The organism is Micromonospora sp. HB375, assembly GCF_017872985.1.
In the GTDB taxonomy this organism is placed as follows: Bacteria; Actinomycetota; Actinomycetes; order Mycobacteriales; family Micromonosporaceae; genus Micromonospora; species Micromonospora chalcea.
The window spans coordinates 5211397-5229309 of the sequence record NZ_JAGGJO010000001.1; the positions used below are offsets into that span (position 1 = coordinate 5211397).

The 17913-nt window shown below is 74.4% G+C and carries 15 protein-coding genes; 10 read left to right on the forward strand and 5 right to left on the reverse strand.

The annotated features are described in order from the left end of the window. Position 1: 1 nt before the first annotated feature. On the reverse strand, positions 2-457 hold the full coding sequence (locus J3R08_RS22820) for an SRPBCC family protein (RefSeq protein WP_043329393.1): 456 nt from the start codon (positions 455-457) through the stop codon (positions 2-4). A 166-nt stretch (positions 458-623) separates the two neighbouring features. Between J3R08_RS22820 and J3R08_RS22825 the strand changes: the two genes are divergently transcribed. From J3R08_RS22825 to J3R08_RS22845, 5 genes are all read left to right on the forward strand, one after another. Then, entirely contained in the window at positions 624-2423 is a 1800-nt protein-coding gene (locus tag J3R08_RS22825) for a long-chain fatty acid--CoA ligase (RefSeq protein WP_064446408.1), read from the forward strand. A 14-nt stretch (positions 2424-2437) separates the two neighbouring features. Continuing rightward, complete coding sequence (locus J3R08_RS22830; RefSeq protein WP_043329391.1) at positions 2438-4132, forward strand: GAF domain-containing sensor histidine kinase; 1695 nt, start codon at positions 2438-2440, stop codon at positions 4130-4132. A gap of 7 nt (positions 4133-4139) precedes the next feature. Further along, positions 4140-4808 carry a response regulator transcription factor gene (locus J3R08_RS22835; protein WP_013287678.1) on the forward strand — a complete coding sequence of 223 codons (669 nt, stop codon included), beginning with the start codon at positions 4140-4142 and terminating at the stop codon, positions 4806-4808. A gap of 196 nt (positions 4809-5004) precedes the next feature. Continuing rightward, positions 5005-5817, forward strand: coding sequence for an SAM-dependent methyltransferase (locus J3R08_RS22840; protein WP_043329389.1), 813 nt, complete (start codon positions 5005-5007; stop codon positions 5815-5817). Positions 5818-5893: 76 nt separating this feature from the next. Further along, the gene (locus tag J3R08_RS22845) at positions 5894-7561 is read left to right on the forward strand and encodes a bifunctional diguanylate cyclase/phosphodiesterase (protein ID WP_205797365.1); all 1668 of its coding nucleotides are present in this window, start codon (positions 5894-5896) and stop codon (positions 7559-7561) included. Between the two features lie 48 nt (positions 7562-7609). Here J3R08_RS22845 and J3R08_RS22850 read toward each other — a convergent pair whose 3' ends face one another. From J3R08_RS22850 to J3R08_RS22865, 4 genes are all read right to left on the reverse strand, one after another. After that, entirely contained in the window at positions 7610-8734 is a 1125-nt protein-coding gene (locus J3R08_RS22850) for a glycosyltransferase family 4 protein (RefSeq protein WP_209962709.1), read from the reverse strand. Beyond that, complete coding sequence (locus J3R08_RS22855) at positions 8731-9990, reverse strand: M48 family metallopeptidase (RefSeq protein WP_209962711.1); 1260 nt, start codon at positions 9988-9990, stop codon at positions 8731-8733. Before J3R08_RS22855 ends, J3R08_RS22850 begins: the two co-directional genes overlap by 4 nt. A 483-nt stretch (positions 9991-10473) precedes the next feature. Continuing rightward, positions 10474-10701, reverse strand: coding sequence for a hypothetical protein (locus J3R08_RS22860; protein ID WP_043329386.1), 228 nt, complete (start codon positions 10699-10701; stop codon positions 10474-10476). A 209-nt stretch (positions 10702-10910) separates the two neighbouring features. Beyond that, positions 10911-12311 (reverse strand): NYN domain-containing protein, encoded by a 1401-nt coding sequence (locus tag J3R08_RS22865; RefSeq protein WP_113972547.1) that lies wholly within the window; start codon positions 12309-12311, stop codon positions 10911-10913. Between the two features lie 127 nt (positions 12312-12438). On the opposite strand from J3R08_RS22865, the gene J3R08_RS22870 reads away from it, so the two are divergent. From J3R08_RS22870 to J3R08_RS22890, 5 genes are all read left to right on the forward strand, one after another. Then, positions 12439-14196: a DEDD exonuclease domain-containing protein gene (locus J3R08_RS22870; protein WP_209962713.1), complete on the forward strand. Its 1758-nt coding sequence runs from the start codon at positions 12439-12441 to the stop codon at positions 14194-14196. Positions 14197-14325: 129 nt separating this feature from the next. Then, positions 14326-16113 carry a bifunctional (p)ppGpp synthetase/guanosine-3',5'-bis(diphosphate) 3'-pyrophosphohydrolase gene (locus J3R08_RS22875; protein WP_030500149.1) on the forward strand — a complete coding sequence of 596 codons (1788 nt, stop codon included), beginning with the start codon at positions 14326-14328 and terminating at the stop codon, positions 16111-16113. A 39-nt stretch (positions 16114-16152) separates the two neighbouring features. Continuing rightward, positions 16153-16680, forward strand: coding sequence for an NUDIX hydrolase (locus J3R08_RS22880; RefSeq protein WP_209962715.1), 528 nt, complete (start codon positions 16153-16155; stop codon positions 16678-16680). Beyond that, complete coding sequence (locus tag J3R08_RS22885) at positions 16677-17552, forward strand: sugar phosphate nucleotidyltransferase (RefSeq protein ID WP_209962717.1); 876 nt, start codon at positions 16677-16679, stop codon at positions 17550-17552. The genes J3R08_RS22880 and J3R08_RS22885 overlap by 4 nt, the downstream gene beginning before the upstream one ends. A gap of 52 nt (positions 17553-17604) precedes the next feature. Beyond that, positions 17605-17892, forward strand: coding sequence for an Lrp/AsnC family transcriptional regulator (locus J3R08_RS22890; RefSeq protein ID WP_209962718.1), 288 nt, complete (start codon positions 17605-17607; stop codon positions 17890-17892). The last annotated feature ends 21 nt before the right edge of the window (positions 17893-17913 follow it).

Consider the following 17913-nt stretch of genomic DNA (forward strand, 5'->3'; position numbering starts at 1 on the left):
GTCAGTGCGCCGCACCGGGTGCTTCTACCCGGCGCTTGAGCTGCTTCAACGCCGTATCCATGATCATTTTCTCGGCCTTGCGGCGGAACATGCCGAGCATCGCCACGGACAGCTCCACCTCCAGCGTGTAGGTCACCGTGGTCGTCCCGTCCGGGTTGCCCACCAGGTCGTACGACCCGCGCTGGGACCGCTGCATCTTCGACGGGGCGACCAGGCGCCACTCGATCCGGGAGATGTCCTCGGCGTACTCGTAGGCCAGCACGTACTCGTCGGCCAGCACGCCCGCGTCGAGGGTGAACCGGACCTGGCTGGCATAGCCGTCCTCGTACTCCTCGATCACCTCGGCCTCGCGTACCGCCTCGGTCCACTCGGGGTAACTGGGGAAGTCGCAGATGACGGCCGCCACCCGATCCGGTGACGCGCCGATGATGATCGACTGGGTGGAGGAGTCCGCCATGGGGGGAGGCTACCCGGCCGCGTCCCGCCCGGCGCCGCTCCACCCGCCGACGGGCCTCCCACCAGCCGGTCGGCCAACCTCCCTGGCCGACCCCCCGGGGTGTGCGGGTAGGTTTCGACAGAGCCGACCAGGCCGGCCCCCGCCGGTAGAGCACGAGGGAGTGCAGGTGCGCGAGTTCTCCGTCCCGCCGATCGTCACCGTCGGCGACGCGGCCAACCTGACCGACCCGGTCTGGGAAAACGCCGAGGTCGCCCCGGACACCGTGCAGTTCGTCCGTCCCGGCGCGGGGACGGCGCGCGAGGAGGTGACCTGCCGGCAGTTCCGCGACGAGGTGGTCGCGGTGGCCCGGGGCCTGATCGCGGCGGGCGTCTCCCCCGGCGACCGGGTCGGCCTGATGAGCCGCACCCGCTACGAGTGGACCCTGTTCGACTACGCGATCTGGGCCGCCGGCGCGGTCACCGTGCCGATCTACGAGACCTCCAGCGCCGAGCAGGCCGCCTGGATCCTCGGCGACTCCGGCGCCGTCGCCGTGGTGGTGGAGAGCACCGCGCACGCCACCCTGGTCGCCGGCGTCCGGGACCGGCTGCCCGAGCTGCGCGAGGTCTGGCAGATCGAGCTGGGCGCGGTGGACGACCTGGTCACCGCCGGCGAGGCGGTGGACCCGGCCGAGGTCGAGACGCGCCGCTCCATGCTCAAGGCCGGCGACGTCGCCACGATCATCTACACCAGCGGCACCACCGGCCGGCCGAAGGGCTGCGTGCTGACCCACCGCAACATCTACACCGACATCGCCAACGCGGTGCCGGTGCTGCCGAACCTGTTCCGCCCGGGCGCCTCGACGCTGCTGTTCCTGCCGCTCGCGCACGCCTTCGCCCGGCTCATCCAGGTCGGCGTGGTGCACGCCCGGGCCACCATGGCGCACTGCGCGGACACCAAGAACCTGGTCGCCGAGCTGCAGGACGTCAAGCCGACGTTCGTGCTCTCCGTACCCCGGGTCTTCGAGAAGGTCTACAACGGCGCGCGGCAGAAGGCCGAGTCCGAGGGGAAGGGCAAGATCTTCGACCGGGCGGAGAAGGTCGCCATCGCCTGGAGCGAGGCGCAGGAGCTGCCCGGCGGTCCCGGCCTGGGCCTGCGCGCGCAGCACGCCCTCTTCGACAAGCTGGTCTACCGCAAGCTGCGGGCGGCGATGGGCGGCCGGTGCCGCGACGCCATCTCCGGCGGCGCGCCGCTGGGCGCGCGCCTCGGGCACTTCTTCCGCGGCATCGGGGTGACCATCTGCGAGGGGTACGGCCTGACCGAGACCTCCCCGGCCGCCGCCGCGAACCTGCCCACCGGCACCCGGATCGGCACCGTCGGCCGCCCGCTGCCCGGCGTCACCATCCGGATCGAGGACGACGGCGAGGTCCTCATCGCCGGCGACATCGTCTTCCAGGGCTACTGGCACAACGAGGCGGCCACCGCCGAGGCGATCAGCGCCGACGGCTGGTTCCGCACCGGCGACCTCGGGCACCTCGACGAGGACGGCTACCTGAGCATCACCGGCCGCAAGAAGGAGATCATCGTGACCGCCGGCGGCAAGAACGTCGCCCCGGCGGTGCTGGAGGACCAGGTACGGGCGCACCCGCTGATCAGCCAGTGCGTGGTGGTCGGCGACCGGCAGCCGTTCATCGCCGCGCTCGTCACCATCGACGAGGAGGCGCTGCCGAAGTGGCTCGCCGCGCAGGGCCGCCCGGAGACCACGAGCATCGCCGAGCTGCGCGAGGACGCGACGCTGCGCGCCGAGGTGCAGGGCGCGATCGACCAGGCCAACCAGGCGGTCTCCAAGGCCGAGGCGATCAAGGTGTTCCGGATCCTGCCGCAGGACTTCACCGAGACCACCGGTGAGCTGACCCCGTCGCTGAAGGTCAAGCGGCAGGTCGTGCACAAGACGTACGCCTCGGAGATCGCGGAGATCTACCAACGCTGACTACGATCCGTCACGTGCCCGCCTCCACATCCGGCCAGCCGCAGACGCAGCCCCTCGCGGTCGCGGCCCGCGCGGTCCTCCTCGCGCTGGTCGCCGCCCTGACCCTGTTCGCCACCCGCGACGCCGCCCAGCTCTGGTGGATCGCCCTGCTGGGCGTCGCGGGGCTGCCCGCCGTGCTCGCCCCACAGCACCGGCTGCTCACCCCGATCAGCAGGTTCGCCGAGGTGGTGGTGCTCGGGCTGGCCGCCAGCCAGGTCGCCGCCGACACCCACCTCACCGGTGTCACCGGCGGGGTGGGCGCCTCGGCGGTGCTGCCGTACCTCGCGGTGCCGGTCACCGTGACCGCGCTGAGCCGCCGGTTCCGCGAGGGCGCCGCGCTGCTCGCGGTGGCGGCGGCGACGCTCGTGGCGAGCGCCGCGTTCACCCGGGTCGACGGCGGCGCGCAGCTCGGTCAGGTGGGCTACCTGGCGGTCTGCGCCCAGTGGCTGATCCTGGCCGGTCTCGGCCTCTACACCGCCGGCACGCTCCAGCGCGTGATGCGGGTCCGCGGCGAGGGCAAACCCCAGCCGTACGCCGAGGCGACCCGGCTGCTCACCCAGCTGCGTACGGTCGCCCGCCAGCTGCCCGGCGCCACGCTGGACCCGGGCGGCATCTCCGAGCACCTGCTGGAGGAGCTGCGGGTGGTGGCGAAGACCGACCGGGGCGCGGTGCTCTCCGCCAGCGGCGGCGGCCGGCTGGTGGTGCTGGCCCAGATCGGCGCGGACCGGGTCGACTGGGAGACCACGCTCGACGCCGACTCGGCCATCGCCGACGCCTGGGCCAGCCAGCAGCCGACCGTCTCGTCCCGGTCGCAGGCCCGGTCCCGGCACTCCGGCGAGGTCTCCGCGCTGATCGTGCCGCTGGTGGCGGGCGTACGCACGGTCGGCCTGGTGGTGATCGAGGCGGACACCGCCGCCGCGTACCCGCCGCCGGTGGTGTCCCGGGTGACGGCGCTGACCGGCCCGGCGGCGCTGCGGCTGGAGGCGGCGCTGCTCTTCGACGAGGTGCGCTCGCTGGCGACCAACGAGGAGCGGCAGCGGCTGGCCCGGGAGATCCACGACGGGGTCGCCCAGGAACTGGTCATGGTCGGGTACGGCATCGACAACGCCCTGGCCACCGTGCACGAGGACGCCGACGAGACCGCCGACTCGCTGCGCACGCTGCGCCAGGAGGTGACCCGGGTGATCACCGAGCTGCGGCTGAGCCTGTTCGAGCTGCGCAGCGAGGTGGACCGGCACGGTGGCCTGGCCGCCGCCATCGCCGAGTACGCCCGCACCGTCGGCGCCTCCGGCGGCCTGCGGGTGCACCTGTCACTCGACGAGTCCACCGCCCGGCTGCCGGCCGCGACCGAGGCCGAGTTGCTGCGCATCGCGCAGGAGGCGGTGACGAACGCCCGTAAGCACGCCGGCGCGTCGAATCTGTGGGTCACGTGCGAGGTGGATCCCCCGTACACCCGAATCGAAGTGTCGGATGACGGTCACGGCATCGGTGACCAGCGCCCGGACGGGCACTATGGCCTTGCGATCATGGCCGAGAGGGCGGAACGTATCCGAGGCCGGTTGGAGATCAGGCCACGTCGACCCAGTGGGACGACAGTGGCCGTGGTGCTCGGCTCGTCGCCCCGGCGCGATAAGGTGCGCGGCAGCGCCGCAGCAGCAGAAGGGGAGTAACCCGAGGATGACCAGCAGTCCGACACCGGCCACCCGTACCAAGGTTCTCCTAGTCGACGACCACGACCTCATCCGTAAGGGTCTTCGTCACGCGTTCGAGCGTGACCGCCAGTTCGAGGTCGTGGGCGAGGCCGCCACCGCCGCGGAGGGCGTGCGCCAGGCCGGCGCGCTCCAGCCCGACGTGGTGATCATGGACCTTCGCCTGCCCGACGGCAGCGGCCTGGAGGCCACCCGCGCCCTGCGCAAGTCCAGCGCGTCGATGGGCATCGTCGTGCTGACCATGTACGCCGGCGACGACCAGCTCTTCGGCGCCCTGGAAGCCGGCGCGAGCGCGTTCGTGCCGAAGACCGCGCCGGCCGACGAGGTGGTCGCCGCCGCCCGGCACGCCGCCTCCTCCCCCAGCGCGTTCACCGCCGCCGACCTGGCCGAGGCGATGAAGCGCCGGCTGGCCCCGTCCGGCCCGCAGCTGTCCCCCCGTGAGGGCCAGGTGCTGCGGCTGCTCGCCGACGGCATGAGCGTGGCGGGCATCGCCAAGCAGCTGTTCGTCAGCGAGTCGACCGCCAAGACCCACATCTCCAAGCTCTACGAGAAGCTGGGCGCCGCCAACCGGGCCCAGGCGCTGATGACCGCGCTGCGGCTGGGCCTGCTCGAGGCACCGGACGCGCCCAAGTTCTGAGGCACACCGCCGGAAGAGGCCCCGTCCACCGCGGACGCGGGCCTCTCCGGCGTCGTGGGTGCGGCTGACCGCGTACGGTGAACGGCCGGACGCATAGCGACGACGGTCTTTGCACCACGACGGCGGAGGGGCAGAATACCCGGGTGATCCGCGCGGCGGTGACCACCGCGCGCCGTCGACACCCGAGGGGCAGGACATGCAGCGGCCGGACTGGGCACCCGAGACGATCGACATCGAACGCCCCAGCGTCGCCCGCATGTACGACTACTACCTCGGCGGCTCGCACAACTTCGCCGCCGACCGGGCGGCCGCCCGCGCGATGGTGGAGGCGGTGCCGGAGGCGCCACTGATGGCCCAGGCCAACCGCGCGTTCCTGCGCCGGGCCGTGCAGTACCTCGCCCAGGCCGGCGTCCGCCAGTTCCTCGACATCGGCTCCGGCATCCCCACCGTCGGCAACGTGCACGAGATCGCCCAGCGGATCGACGGGCAGTCGCGCGTCGTCTACGTCGACGTGGACCCGGTGGCGGTGGCGCACAGCCAGGAGATCCTGGCCGGCAACGAGCACGCCACCGTACTCCAGGAGGACCTGCGCCGCCCGGAGGCGATCCTGACCCATCCGGAGGTCACCCGGCTGCTGGACTTCAGCCGTCCGGTCGCGGTGATGATCGTGGCGGTGCTGCACTTCATCCCGGACAGCGACCGCCCCGAGGAGATCCTGCGGACGCTGCGCGGAGCACTGGCGCCCGGCAGCCACCTGGTGCTCTCCCAGGCCAGCGAGGAGGGCCGCGACGGCACCGGCGAGCGGGCCGAGGCGGAGCGGGTCTACCGGCGCACCGACAGCCAGCTCTGGATCCGCAGCCGGGCCGAGCTGACCGCGCTGTTCGACGGCTTCGAACTGGTCGACCCGGGTGTGGTGTGGGTGCCGCAGTGGCGGCCGGACTCCCCCGACCAGGCCGAGAACGCCGAGCGGGCCGTGTTCATGGGCGGGGTCGGGCGGCTCGGTGGGTGACGACGCGGCCCGCAGCAGGCCCGGCGTGTTCGCCCGGGCCTGGGCCAAGGCGGTGTCCGGCACCAGCTACCTGCCGATGACCCAGTCGCAGCTGGAGGAGATGCTGCAACGGCTCACCGAACGGCTGGCCCAGGCGCTGCGTGCCGAGCCGTTCGACCTGCGGATCGGCCAGCAGGTCGGCGCGGAGCTGGTGCAGGCGCACATCGCCTCCGCCGAAGGGCTGGGCCGCACCGTCGAGGTGATCCAGCTGCGCCTGGTCCGCGACCTCGACCTGGTCGTCGACGACGTCGAGGACCGGATGGCCCGGCTGCTCGCCACCGTCGCCACCGGGTACGCCCGCGCGCTGCGCGACCGCACGCTCGACGAGCAGGAGTCCATCCGCCGGGCCGCCATGATGGCCCGTGCGCAGGCGGAACGGGCGCTGCGCGACAGCGAGGCCCGGTTCCGGCACCAGGCCACCCACGACCCGCTCACCGGCCTGCCCAACCGCACGCTGTTCACCGAGCGGCTGGCCGCCGCGATCAACCGGGGCGCCGACCGGGTCGGCGTCTGCTTCCTGGACCTGGACCGGTTCAAGGTCGTCAACGACTCCCTCGGCCACCAGGTCGGCGACTCGTTGCTGGTCGCGGTGGCGCAGCGGCTGCACGAGGCGCTCGGCGAGCATCTGGTGGCCCGGCTCGGCGGCGACGAGTTCGTGATCCTGATCGAGCGCACGACCGGCACCGACGACGCGGTGCAGGTCGCCGAGGCGGCGCTGGCCGCGGTACGCGAGCCGGCGCTGGTCGACGGCCACGAGCTGACCGTCTCGGCGAGCATCGGCATCGTGGAGCGCCCGGTCGCGGGCACCTCCCCGATGGAGCTGATGCGCGCGGCCGACAGCACGCTGCACTGGGCCAAGGCCGCGGGCGGGGCCCGCTGGTCGCTGTTCGACGCCGACCGCAACCGCCGCGACCTGGCCCGGTACGCGCTGTCCGCGGCCATCCCCGCCGCCCTGGACCGGGGCGAGTTCTACCTCGACTACCAGCCGCTGACGTCCCTGCGCGACGGGCGGGTCCTCGGCATGGAGGCGCTGGTCCGCTGGCGTCACCCCGAGCTGGGCGTGCTGCGGCCGGACAGCTTCATCCCGCTGGCCGAGGAGACCGGGCTGATCGTCCCGCTCGGCAGCTGGGTGCTGGCCGAGGCGTGCCGCGAGGCGGGCACCTGGTCGGCGGTCGACGGCGACGCGCCGTTCGTCAGCGTCAACCTCGCCGTACGCCAGTTGCACCGGGCCGACCTGGTGCCCGAGGTACGCGGCGTGCTCGGCCGCACCGGCCTGCCGCCGCGCCGGCTGCAACTGGAGATCACCGAGAGCACCATGATGAGCACCGTGGTCGAGCCGGTGCGGGCGCTGCGGGTGCTCGGTGACCTGGGGGTCCGGGTCGCCATCGACGACTTCGGCACCGGCTACTGCAACCTCGCGTACCTGCGGGACCTGCCGGTCGACGAGCTGAAGGTGGCCGGTGAGTTCGTCACCGGCCTGCGCGCGCCGGACAGCGGCACCGACGAGCGGATCCTCGCCTCGCTCGTGTCGCTGGCGCACGCGCTGGACCTGACCGTCACCGCCGAGGGCGTGGAGACGGCCGACCAGGCGGACCGGCTGCGCGCGATCGGCTGCGACGCCGGGCAGGGCTGGCACTTCGGCCGCCCCGGCCCGGCGGCGCCGCACCTGGGCCGGGTGCCCGTGCACGTCGAAGCCGTCTCCTGAGGCGGCTCGGCGGTCGTGCCGGAGCCGCTTGCGGGCCGGGGGCGGCGGTCAGCCGGCCAGCAGCGCGGCCATCCGCTGCGCCTGCGTCTCCCAGCGCCACTCCCGTTCCACCCAGGCCCGGCCGGCGGCGCCGAACTGCCGGGCCAGGTCCCGGTCGGCGAGCAGCGTGGCCACCCGGTCGGCGAGCTGGGCCACGTCCCGGCCGCCGACCACGTACCCGGTCTCGCCGTCGCGGACCGCGTCCGGCGCGCCCCCGGAGTCGCCGGCCACCACCGGCAGCCCGGTGGCGCCCGCCTCCAGGTAGACGATCCCGAGGCCCTCCACGTCCAGGCCCCGGTTACGGGTGCGGCAGGGCATCGCGTACACGTCACCGGCCGCGTAGTGGGCGGGCAGGTCGGCCGACGGCACCGAACCGGTGAACACCACGTCGCGTTCCAGCCCGCTCTGCCGGGCCAGCTTCTCCAGCGTCGAGCGGTACGGTCCGCCGCCGACCACCAGCAGCGCGGCGCCGGGCACCCGGCGGCGGATCTCCGGCAGCGCGCGGATCAGCATGTCCTGGCCCTTGCGGGGCACCAGCCGCGACACGCACACCACCACCGGCCGGTCGGCCAGCCCGAGCCGTTCGCGGACCTTCGTGCCCTCGACGTCCGGGTGGTAGGTCTCCACGTCCACGCCGGGCGCGAGCCGCCGCAGCTCGGTCAGCCCGTCCAGCACGCGCGCCAGCCGCGTCCGGGTGTACTCGCCGAGGTAGGTGGTCACGTCCACGCCCCGGCCGATCCGGCGCAGGGCCGAGCGGGCGCCGGGCAGCGCTGCCCATCCGACCTCGTGTCCGTGGGTCAGCGCCACGGCCCGGCGGATCCCGGACCGCCGCCGCAGGCCCGCCGCGAGCAGCCCCAGCGGGGCCGCCGCGCCGAACCAGACCGTGTCGCAGTCGTACGCGCGGGCCAGCCGCGCCGCCCGCCGCGCGATCAGCGGCGTGGGCAGCAGCACCCGGGTACGTTCCCGCACCACCTCGAACGGCTGGTCGGCGTCGAACTTCTCCGCCCCGCGCCAGCTCGACGCGTAGACCACCACCGATCCCGGCTGCTGTCGCACCGCGAGGTTGTGCACGAAGGACTGGATGCCACCGGGGCGCGGTGGGAAGTCGTTGGTGATCAGCAAGGTGCGGCTCATCGGCCGGACTCCCTGGCGTAGGCGCGGGCGGCGGCCATCCGCTCCACGGTGGACGGGTGGGTCGCCGACCAGAGGTGCTCCCAGCGCGGCGGGTCGGGGTCGGCCAGGTTCACCCCCGCCAGCCGGCGCTGCATCGCCTCGAACGTCGCCGGGTCGCCGGTGAGCGCCAGCGCGTGGGCGTCGGCGCGGGCCTCGATCCGGCGGGAGACCAGCGCCTGCACCGGCGTGGTGAGCAGCCCGGCGACCGTGACCAGCGCGATCAGCAGCGGGAACGCCCGCGGCTGGGCGATCGAGTCGACGCCGGCGAGCCGCAGCAGCGGCGTCCAGGAGCCGATCAGGTAGAGCGCCACCACCGCGGCGGCGGCGCCGAGCGCGCCGAGCAGCGTGCCGGTCCACACGTCCCGGTCCTTGGCGTGGCCCAGCTCGTGGGCGACCACGCTCGTCACCTCGGCCGGCTCCGCCTCGCGCAGCAGCGTGTCGTAGACCACCACCCGCCGCGTCGGGCCGAGCCCGGAGACGTACGCGTTCACCGCCCGGGTGCGCCGCGACGCGTCGGCGACGAGCACGTCGCGCACCGGTACGCCGTCCTGGGCCGCCATCGCGGTCAGCTCGCTGCGCAGCGGGCCCGGCTCCATCGGGGTGAACCGGTTGAACACCGGCTCGACGAGCACCGGCAGCACGAACGACAGCACCACCACCAGCGCCGCCGCGCCGGCCGCGCCGAACGCCCACCACCAGCGCGGGGCCAGGCGGACCACGGTGTAGAAGCCGAGCAGCACCAGCGCGCCGATCACGGCGCTGACCGCGTACGACTTGAGCAGGTCGACCGCCCAGCCGCCCCAGCTCTGGGTGCTCAGCCCGTAGCGGACCAGCACGGTGCGCCGCCAGGCCGCGAACGGCAGGGTGAGCAGGTCGGCGAGGAACATGACGGCCAGCCCGCCGAGCACCGCCTGCGCGATCCAGTGCCCGCCGAAGGGCCGGCCCGCCAGTTCGACCAGGCGCCCGCCCAGCGGGGTCAGGCCGAGCAGCAACGCCACCACCAGCCCGACCGCCAGCGCCGACCAGGCCGCCGGGCGCAGCGCGCCGTGAAACGCGCGGCCCCGGGTCACCTGTTCGGCCGGAAGGTCACGCAGCGCCGCGAGCTGGTCGGCTCGCGGCGCGGGCGGCCGGCTCCACGGCACCAGAAGCGCCACCGCCACGAGCAGCGCCACCGCCAGGCCGGCCAGGGTCAGCAGGGCCCACGCGCGCGGGGTCACCGCTCCACCCCGCCGTCGTGCCCGGTCCGCGTCATCCCGCCCCCTCCCGCCGTGACCGCTCATCCTATTGCCCGGCCGCGCAAGCGAGACCGCCGTGCCCGCCCCGCGGCCCCGCCCCGCCCCCGCGCGGCCCCAGCCCGCCCCGCGCGCCGATCTTGGAGTTGTGGCGGCTGACAAACGTGGCTACTCGGACATCCTGGGCACCACAACTCCAAGATCGACGGCCCTTGCCGGGGCGGGGACGAGAAGGAGCGTCAGATGTGGCTGGGATCCAGACTCGGGGGATCGAGGAGCAGCGCATGCCAGGGTGGGCCGACGCGGCAGACGGCGGCCCGGGCCCGATCGACATGCGGTGGACGGGGTGATCCCGGCGGCCGGCCTGAGCACCCCGGGGCAGCATTCCTTCAGCGGCAGGCGGAAGCCGGCGGGCGGCGGGCGGCGAGCGGCGAGCGGCGAGCGGCGAGCGGCGAGCGGCGGGCAGCGTCAGGCGACCCGGCGGCGACGGCCGGGGCGGCGGGGCATCGGCGCCAGCGCCTCGGCGGGCGCGGGTGGTGGTAGCACCTCGACCTCGAACCCGGCCCGCGCGAACACCTCGATCGCCCGGTGCTCGGCCGGGCCGAGGTCGGCCGGGTCGGAGTCGAGCAGTGCGGTCACCAGGCAGCCGGAGCAGCCGGCGCCACGGTTGCCGCAGGTGTCGCAGTCGATCAGCATCAACGCCTCCTGACGGGTCGCCGGTGGCGCTCGGGGAAGGGACCACCACCGTCGGTCACCAGAACGCTAACGCCCCGGTACGACAGAACCGGACAACGAGGCAGCACCCGCCGCGAACCCCAACCAGTACGCCGAAGTGGCGCGATCAGCACGCGCCCGACCCCACCACTCCCCCGATCTGGAGTCGATCAAGGGGGGAGAGAGAAGGCTCAGGAGCGGGCCAGGCGCCGCAGCAGCGAGTCGGCGCCCAGCGGGTACGCGCCGTGCCGGCGTACCCCGTCGGCGACCTCGCGGTCGGAGGAGACCACGACCACCGGCCGCCCGGCCGGCTCGGCGCGGACCAGCCGACGGATCAGCTCGTCCGCGGTCTCGCCCTTACGGGAGAACAGCACCCGCACGCCACGCGGCGCCGGGGGCAGGCCGTGAATCCGCTCGGCGCCGTCGAAGACCACTGTGACCTCGTCCCCGGTCTGCGCGGCGATCCCGCCCAGCCCGGTGATCAGCCGTTTGCGCTGCTGCTCCAGCGACATCTCGCCGAAGCCCCGCTTCGTCACGTTGTAACCGTCCACCACCAGGTGTGCCCGGGGCAGCGCGAGCAACTGGTCGAGGCGGGCCGGGTCGTCGGTGTCGCGGGCCCGCGTCGACGGGCCGGCCTGCGCGGCGCCCGGCTGCTCGGCGAACGCGTCGGCGACGAAGTCGGCCGGAAGCTTGTCCACCGGGTCGAGCGCCAGCTCGCGGCGCAGCCCGACCGCGGCCTGGCCGATCGTCTCCAGCAGCAGCCACAGCCGGGCGTCGTCGACCGACCGGGCCTCCTTGGCGCTGGCCCGGGCCACGCCGGCGGCGGCCTCCGCCTCGGCCAGCCGGGCCCGGGCGCGGCGCAGCTCGGCGTCCGCGTCGGCCGCCGCGCGGGCCGCCCGGCCCCGCTCGGTGGCGAGCAGTTCGGTGGCCTTGCGCTCGCGGGCCTGGGTCTCCCGCAGGGTACGGGCGAGCTGGCGCGCCTCCTCGCGGAGCTGACCGAGTTCCTCGCGGACCCGGGCCAGCTCGTCGCGCAGCTTCTCCGCCTCGACCCGGGCCACCGCCCGGTCGTGCTCGGCGCGCGCGGCCCGCTGCTCGGCCTCGCGGACCAGTTCGGCCACCACAGCGCTGTCGGCCTCGGCGCGTACCGCCTCGCCGCTGGCCTCGATCAGTTCCCGCCAGCCCCGGGGCCGGGCCAGGTAGGCCAGGGCGGCCACCTCGACCGGGTCGGCCGCGGCCGGGGCGGTGCCCTCCACCACTGCCGCGCCGAGGTCGCCGGCGTCGGCGAGCACCCGGGCGGTGACCCGCTGCCGGAACAGCGGGTCGGCGGTGAGCTGGGCGGCGATCGCGGGCGCGCCGAGCCGGGCGCGGCGGTTCGGGGCGAACTTGGCGACCCGCCGCAGCGGCACCGGCACCTCGTCGGCGGGCAGGCCGGGCAGCACGGCCGCGGTGAGCGTCACGATCCGCTGCCGGACCGGTTCGGGCAGGGTGGGCTCGGGCTCGACCGGGGTCGGCGCGTCCTCACCGGCGCCGGGCACGCCGAGGACCGGCTCCTCCGCGGAGGAGTGGTCGTCGTGCGGCTCGGTGAGGGGCATGAGGCAAGTCTCCCACCCCGAACGGGCCCACCGCCCGGTGAGTGAGCCGATCTCTCATCGTACCCCCGTGGTATCTCCTGGGGCCGCAGTGACGCAAGTGTCGGACCGTGCCGCTAGCGTCCCGCGGGTGACACGAGCGGAGTACGTCCAGGAGTCGCTGGCCGGCCTGGACACTGCGGCGGGCAGCGGCGTGGACCCGGCGCTGCCGCTCTACGCGACCACCTTCGTGGTGGTCGACCTGGAGACCACGGGCGGCGCGCCCGACGGCGGCGGGATCACCGAGATCGGCGCGGTGAAGGTGCGCGGCGGCGAGGAGCTGGGCGTGCTCGCCACGCTGGTCAACCCGGGCGTGCCGATCCCGCCGTTCATCACCGTGCTCACCGGCATCACGCAGGCCATGCTGCTGCCCGCCCCGCCGATCGAGCAGGTGCTGCCGAGCTTCCTGGAGTTCGTCGGCGACGCCGTGCTGGTCGCCCACAACGCGCCGTACGACGTGGGGTTCCTCAAGGCGGCCTGCGTGAAGCACGGCTACCGCTGGCCCAACCCGCGGGTGCTGGACACGGCCGCGCTGGCCCGGCGGGTGCTGACCCGCGACGAGGTGCCCAACCGCAAGCTGGGCACGCTCGCCGCCTACTTCCGCACCGCGACCCAGCCCACCCACCGGGCGCTGGACGACGCCAAGGCCACCGTCGACGTGCTGCACGGGCTGATCGGCCGGCTCGGCGGGCACCGCGTCGACACGGTCGGCGAGGCGATCGAGTTCGCCCGCGCGGTCACACCCACCCAGCGCCGCAAGCGGCACCTCGCCGACGGGCTGCCGAAGGTGCCGGGCGTCTACATCTTCCGGGCCGCCGACGACCGGCCGCTCTACGTCGGCACGTCCGGCGACATCGCCACCCGGGTGCGCAGCTACTTCACCGCCGCGGAGAAGCGGGCCCGGATCTCCGAGATGCTCGCCGCCGCCGAGCGGGTGGAGGCGGTGGAGTGCGCCCACTCGCTGGAGGCGGAGGTCCGCGAGCTGCGGCTGATCGCGGCGCACGCGCCGCCGTACAACCGCAGGTCGAAGTATCCGGAGCGCCAGGTGTGGCTGAAGCTCACCGACGAGGCGTACCCCCGGTTGTCGATCGTGCGCGACATCGCGCCGACCGACACGGCCTACCTGGGGCCGTTCCGGTCCCGGCAGGCGGCGGAGCTGGCCGCCGCCGGCTTCCACGACGCGGTGCCGCTGCGGCAGTGCACGCACCGGCTGTCCCGGCGCACCACCATGCCGGCCTGCGCGCTGGCCGAGCTGGGTCGCTGCCCGGCGCCCTGCGAGCACCGGATCACCCCCGAGGAGTACGACGACCGGGCGGCGACGCCGTTCCGCACCGCCACCAGCGACGATCCCGGCGTGGTGGTGGACGCGCTGCTCGCCCGCATCGAGGTGCTGTCGGCCGCCCAGCGCTACGAGGAGGCGGCTGTGGTGCGCGGGCGGCTGGTCGCGGTGCTGCGCGCGGCGGTCCGGATGCAGCGGCTGGCCGCGCTGACCGGCATCGCCGAGCTGGCCGCCGCCCGGCCGGCGGCCCGGGGCGGCTGGGAGCTGGCGCTGGTGCGGCACGGGCGGCTGGCGGGGGCCGGGGTGTCCCCGCCGGGTGTCCATCCGCGACCGACGATCGACGCGATCCGGGCCACCGCCGAGACGGTGCTGCCCGGGCACGGGCCGGTGCCGGCCGCGACCGCCGAGGAGACCGAACGGATCCTGTCCTGGTTGGAGCGACCGGAGACCCGCCTGGTCGAGGCGAGCGCCGGATGGGCCTCGCCGGTGGCCGGCGCGGGGCGTTTCCGCGACCTCCTGACGAAGGCGGAGAGCGGCGGAACCCACAAAGTCTCGACCGAACGCTCATGACCAACTGACCGATCGGACTACCTCGACTCCCTTAGTCTGTTAAAGGAGTGCAGACCTGCCCGATTCGCGGGCTCTGCTCCCGGTCGCCGGTTCCCGGCGGCCGAGGGCCGGGGTGAGGAGGTGTCCCAGGTGGACGTCGACGCCGGACACGGCGCCGCCCTGGGTGGCGCGCTTCCAGCCCAGGGCGAACTGCCACTCACCCGCCGCCTGCGTTCCCTGCTCACCTGGCCGACCTCCGACGGCGACCCGGTCACCGCGCTGGTCCGGGCCCATCGCGGCATCCACGCGAGCGCCGACGCCTCGGTGTTGCGCCGCGCCTACACGATCGCCGAGAACATGCACCGCGGCCAGTTCCGCAAGAGCGGCGAGCCGTACATCACCCATCCGCTGGCGGTGGCGCAGATCTGCGCCGACCTCGGCATGGACACCATCACGCTGGTCGCCGCGCTGCTGCACGACACGGTGGAGGACACCCGCTACACGCTCCAGGCGCTCCAGGAGGACTTCGGCCGCGAGGTCGCCCACCTGGTCGACGGCGTGACGAAGTTCGACAAGGCGTTCTACGGCAAGGCCGCCGAGGCGGAGACCGTCCGCAAGATGATCGTGGCGGCCGGCAAGGACGTCCGGGTGCTGGTGATCAAGCTGGCCGACCGGCTGCACAACATGCGTACGCTCGGCGTCCGCTCGGCCGCGTCCCGGGAGCGGATCGCCCGCAAGACCCAGGAGGTGCTGGTCCCGCTCTGCGACCGGCTCGGCATCCAGACGCTCAAACGCGAGCTGGACGACGTGGTCCTGCTGCACCTGCGGCCGGAGGAGCATGCGCGGCTCGCCCGCTTCGTGCACGACCGGCCCGGCTGGGACGCCTACCTCGCCGACGTGGTGGCCCGCACCCGGGTGGCGCTGCGCCGCAACCGGGTCGACGCCGACGTCTCCCCCCGCCCCCGCCACCTCTACTCGATCTGGAAGGACACCGTCGCCGGCGGTCACACGGCCCCGTACGACCTGCCGCGTATCGCGATCGTGGTGGACGGTCCGGCGACCGACTGTTACGCCGCGCTGGGCGCCGTGCACGGGCTCTGGCGGCCGGTGCCGGGCCGCTTCAAGGACTTCATCGCCTCCCCGAAGAACAACCTCTACCGCTCCCTGCACACGAGCGTCTGCGGCCCGCAGGACCGCACCGTCGAGGTGCTGATCCGCACCACCGAGATGCATCGCTCCGCGGAGTACGGCGTAGCCGCCCACTACCGCTTCCCCCGCGCCGCGGGCCGGGCCGTCGACCGGGCGGACGAGCTGGCCTGGCTGCGCCGGGTGCTCGACTGGGAGCAGGAGACCGTCGACCCGACCCAGTTCATGGAGTCGCTGCGCTGCGACCTGTCGGAGGCGCAGATCCAGGTCGTCGCCGACGGGCGGCAGGTGGTGCTGCCGGCCGGGGCCACGCCGGTCGACCTCGCGTACGAGCTGGGCACCGAGCGCGGCGACCACTGCCTGGCGGCCCGGATCAACGGCCGGCTCGCCCCGCTCTCCTCCGAACTGGAGGAGGGCGACGTGGTGGAGATCTACACCGAGCGCGACGCGGAGAGCGGCTTCGAGGCCGACGTGGCCCCGCGCGGCCCGCGCCGGGAGTGGCTGGGCTTCGTCAAGTCGCCGCACGCCCAGATGCAGATCAACCGCTGGTTCGCCGAGCACACCGAGCCGGGCATCTCGATCGCCGACAAGGTACGCCTCGGCCGGGCCTCCATCGGGCTGGCGCTGCGCAAGCACAACCGGGGTCTGGCCAGCGACCTGCCGCTGCTGCGGCTGTCCGAGGAACTGGGCTACCCCGACCTGGAGACGATGCTGGTAGCGGTCTTCGACCGCACCGTCGAGCCGGACACCGTGGTCCAGCAGTTGATCGATCTGGTCGACCACAGGCAGTAGACGAAGCCGGTCCGCGCCGGGACCACTAGCCTGGACGGCATGATCCCCCGCGCGCGTGCCACCGGACGGGCCCTCGGCTACCAGATCTTCTACCGGCTTCCGGTCCCGCTGCGGCGGCGGCTGGTGCGGCTGGCCGTGCCGAAGTACGTCGTCGGCGCGGTCACGCTGGTCAAGGACGCGGAGGCCACCGGCGCGGGCCGGATCCTGCTGCTGCGCCAGCCGCCCGGCTACAGCTGGACGCTGCCCGCCGGGCTGCTGCAACGCGGCGAGGCCCCGGTGGTCGGCGCCGCCCGGGAGCTGTACGAGGAATCAGGTGTCCGCCTGTCCCCCGACGCGCTGCGCCCGGCGGTGCCGAACGCGGTGGTGCACGCCAAGGGCTGGGTGGACGTGGTCTTCGAGGCGGAGGTGCCGGCGTCGACCACCGAGCTGAAGGTGGACGGGGCCGAGGTCTTCGAGGCCGCCTTCCATCCGCTGGACGACCTGCCCCGGCTCAGCCGCGCCACCGCGAACCTGCTGGGCTACTACGGCATCGGCCCGCGCGCCGGCGAGCGCCCACCGGCCGCGTGAGCACCCCGTACGCGGGCGCTCCGGCGCCGGGGGGCGAGGTGTGCGCGGTGGTGCTGGCCGCCGGTGAGGGCACCCGGCTGCGCCCGCTCACCGAGCGGGTGCCGAAGGCGCTCTGCCCGGTCGGCAACGTCCCGCTGCTGGACCGGGCGCTGGCCCGGCTGGCCGGGCTCGGCCTGGCCGGTCCGGAACGGGTCGCGGTGAACGCCTGCTACCTGGGTGACCAGGTGGTCGCGCGGGTCGGCGACCGGGCCCACCTGTCGGTCGAGCCGGACGCCCCGCTGGGCACCGCCGGAGGCGTCGGCCGGCTGCGAGACTGGATCGCCGGCCGGGGCGTGCTGGTGGGCAACGCCGACGCGTACCTGGCCGATCCGGCGGCCCCGCCCGGGCCGGACATCGCCGCGCTGCTGGACGGCTGGGACGGGCACGGCGTACGCCTGCTCGGCCGGCCCGCCGACGACCCGGACGCCCCCGGGACGTTCGACGGCCACGAGTTCGTGGGTTTCTCGCTGCTGCCCTGGCGGCTGGTCCGCGACCTGCCGGCCACGTTCGGCGACCTGGTCCGGGCGGTGTGGCGGCCCGCGGAGGCGGCCGGCGCGCTCACCGTGGTGCCCTACCGGGGCACGTTCTACGACACCGGCACCCCGGCCGACTACCTGGACGCCAACCTGCACGCCGCCGGCCCGGACGGGCTGGTGGACCCGGCGGCGACGGTGACCGGCCGGGTCACCGGCTCGGTGGTGGGCGCGGGCGCGCGGGTGGACGGCGACGTGGACCGGTCCGTGGTGTGGCCGGGCGCGACCGTCGCGGCCGGGGAGAGCCTCCACCGGGTGATCCGGGCCGGGGACGACCTGACCGTCCCGGCGGCGCGGTGAGGGCCGCGGGATCTAGCATGGGCCTCGTCGCCGACGAACGGAGAACCGTCCCGTGATCACCGCGATCGTGCTGATCGACTGCGCCACCGACTCCATCCCCGAGGTGGCCGAGACCCTGGCCAACCTGCCCGGCGTCAGCGAGGTCTACTCGGTGGCCGGGCACGTCGACCTGATCGCCATGGTCCGCGTCCGGGAGTTCGAGCAGATCGCGCAGGTCATCGCCGGCAGCATCTCGAAGGTGCCGGGCGTGCTGAACACCGAGTCGCACATCGCGTTCCGCGCGTACTCCCAGCACGACCTGGAGGCGGCGTTCGCGATCGGGCTCGCGAGCGCCGACTGACACGAGCCGGTGGCCGGCCCG

What these genes read in the sequence shown, in the direction of transcription:
- J3R08_RS22880 (WP_209962715.1), top strand. Translation starts at nt 16,153, where the DNA reads ATGATCCCCCGCGCGCGTGCCACCGGACGGGCCCTCGGCTACCAGATC.
- J3R08_RS22835 (WP_013287678.1), top strand. Translation starts at nt 4,140, where the DNA reads ATGACCAGCAGTCCGACACCGGCCACCCGTACCAAGGTTCTCCTAGTC.
- J3R08_RS22845 (WP_205797365.1), top strand. Translation starts at nt 5,894, where the DNA reads ATGACCCAGTCGCAGCTGGAGGAGATGCTGCAACGGCTCACCGAACGG.
- J3R08_RS22860 (WP_043329386.1), bottom strand. Translation starts at nt 10,701, where the DNA reads ATGCTGATCGACTGCGACACCTGCGGCAACCGTGGCGCCGGCTGCTCC.
- J3R08_RS22840 (WP_043329389.1), top strand. Translation starts at nt 5,005, where the DNA reads ATGCAGCGGCCGGACTGGGCACCCGAGACGATCGACATCGAACGCCCC.
- J3R08_RS22820 (WP_043329393.1), bottom strand. Translation starts at nt 457, where the DNA reads ATGGCGGACTCCTCCACCCAGTCGATCATCATCGGCGCGTCACCGGAT.
- J3R08_RS22850 (WP_209962709.1), bottom strand. Translation starts at nt 8,734, where the DNA reads ATGAGCCGCACCTTGCTGATCACCAACGACTTCCCACCGCGCCCCGGT.
- J3R08_RS22865 (WP_113972547.1), bottom strand. Translation starts at nt 12,311, where the DNA reads ATGCCCCTCACCGAGCCGCACGACGACCACTCCTCCGCGGAGGAGCCG.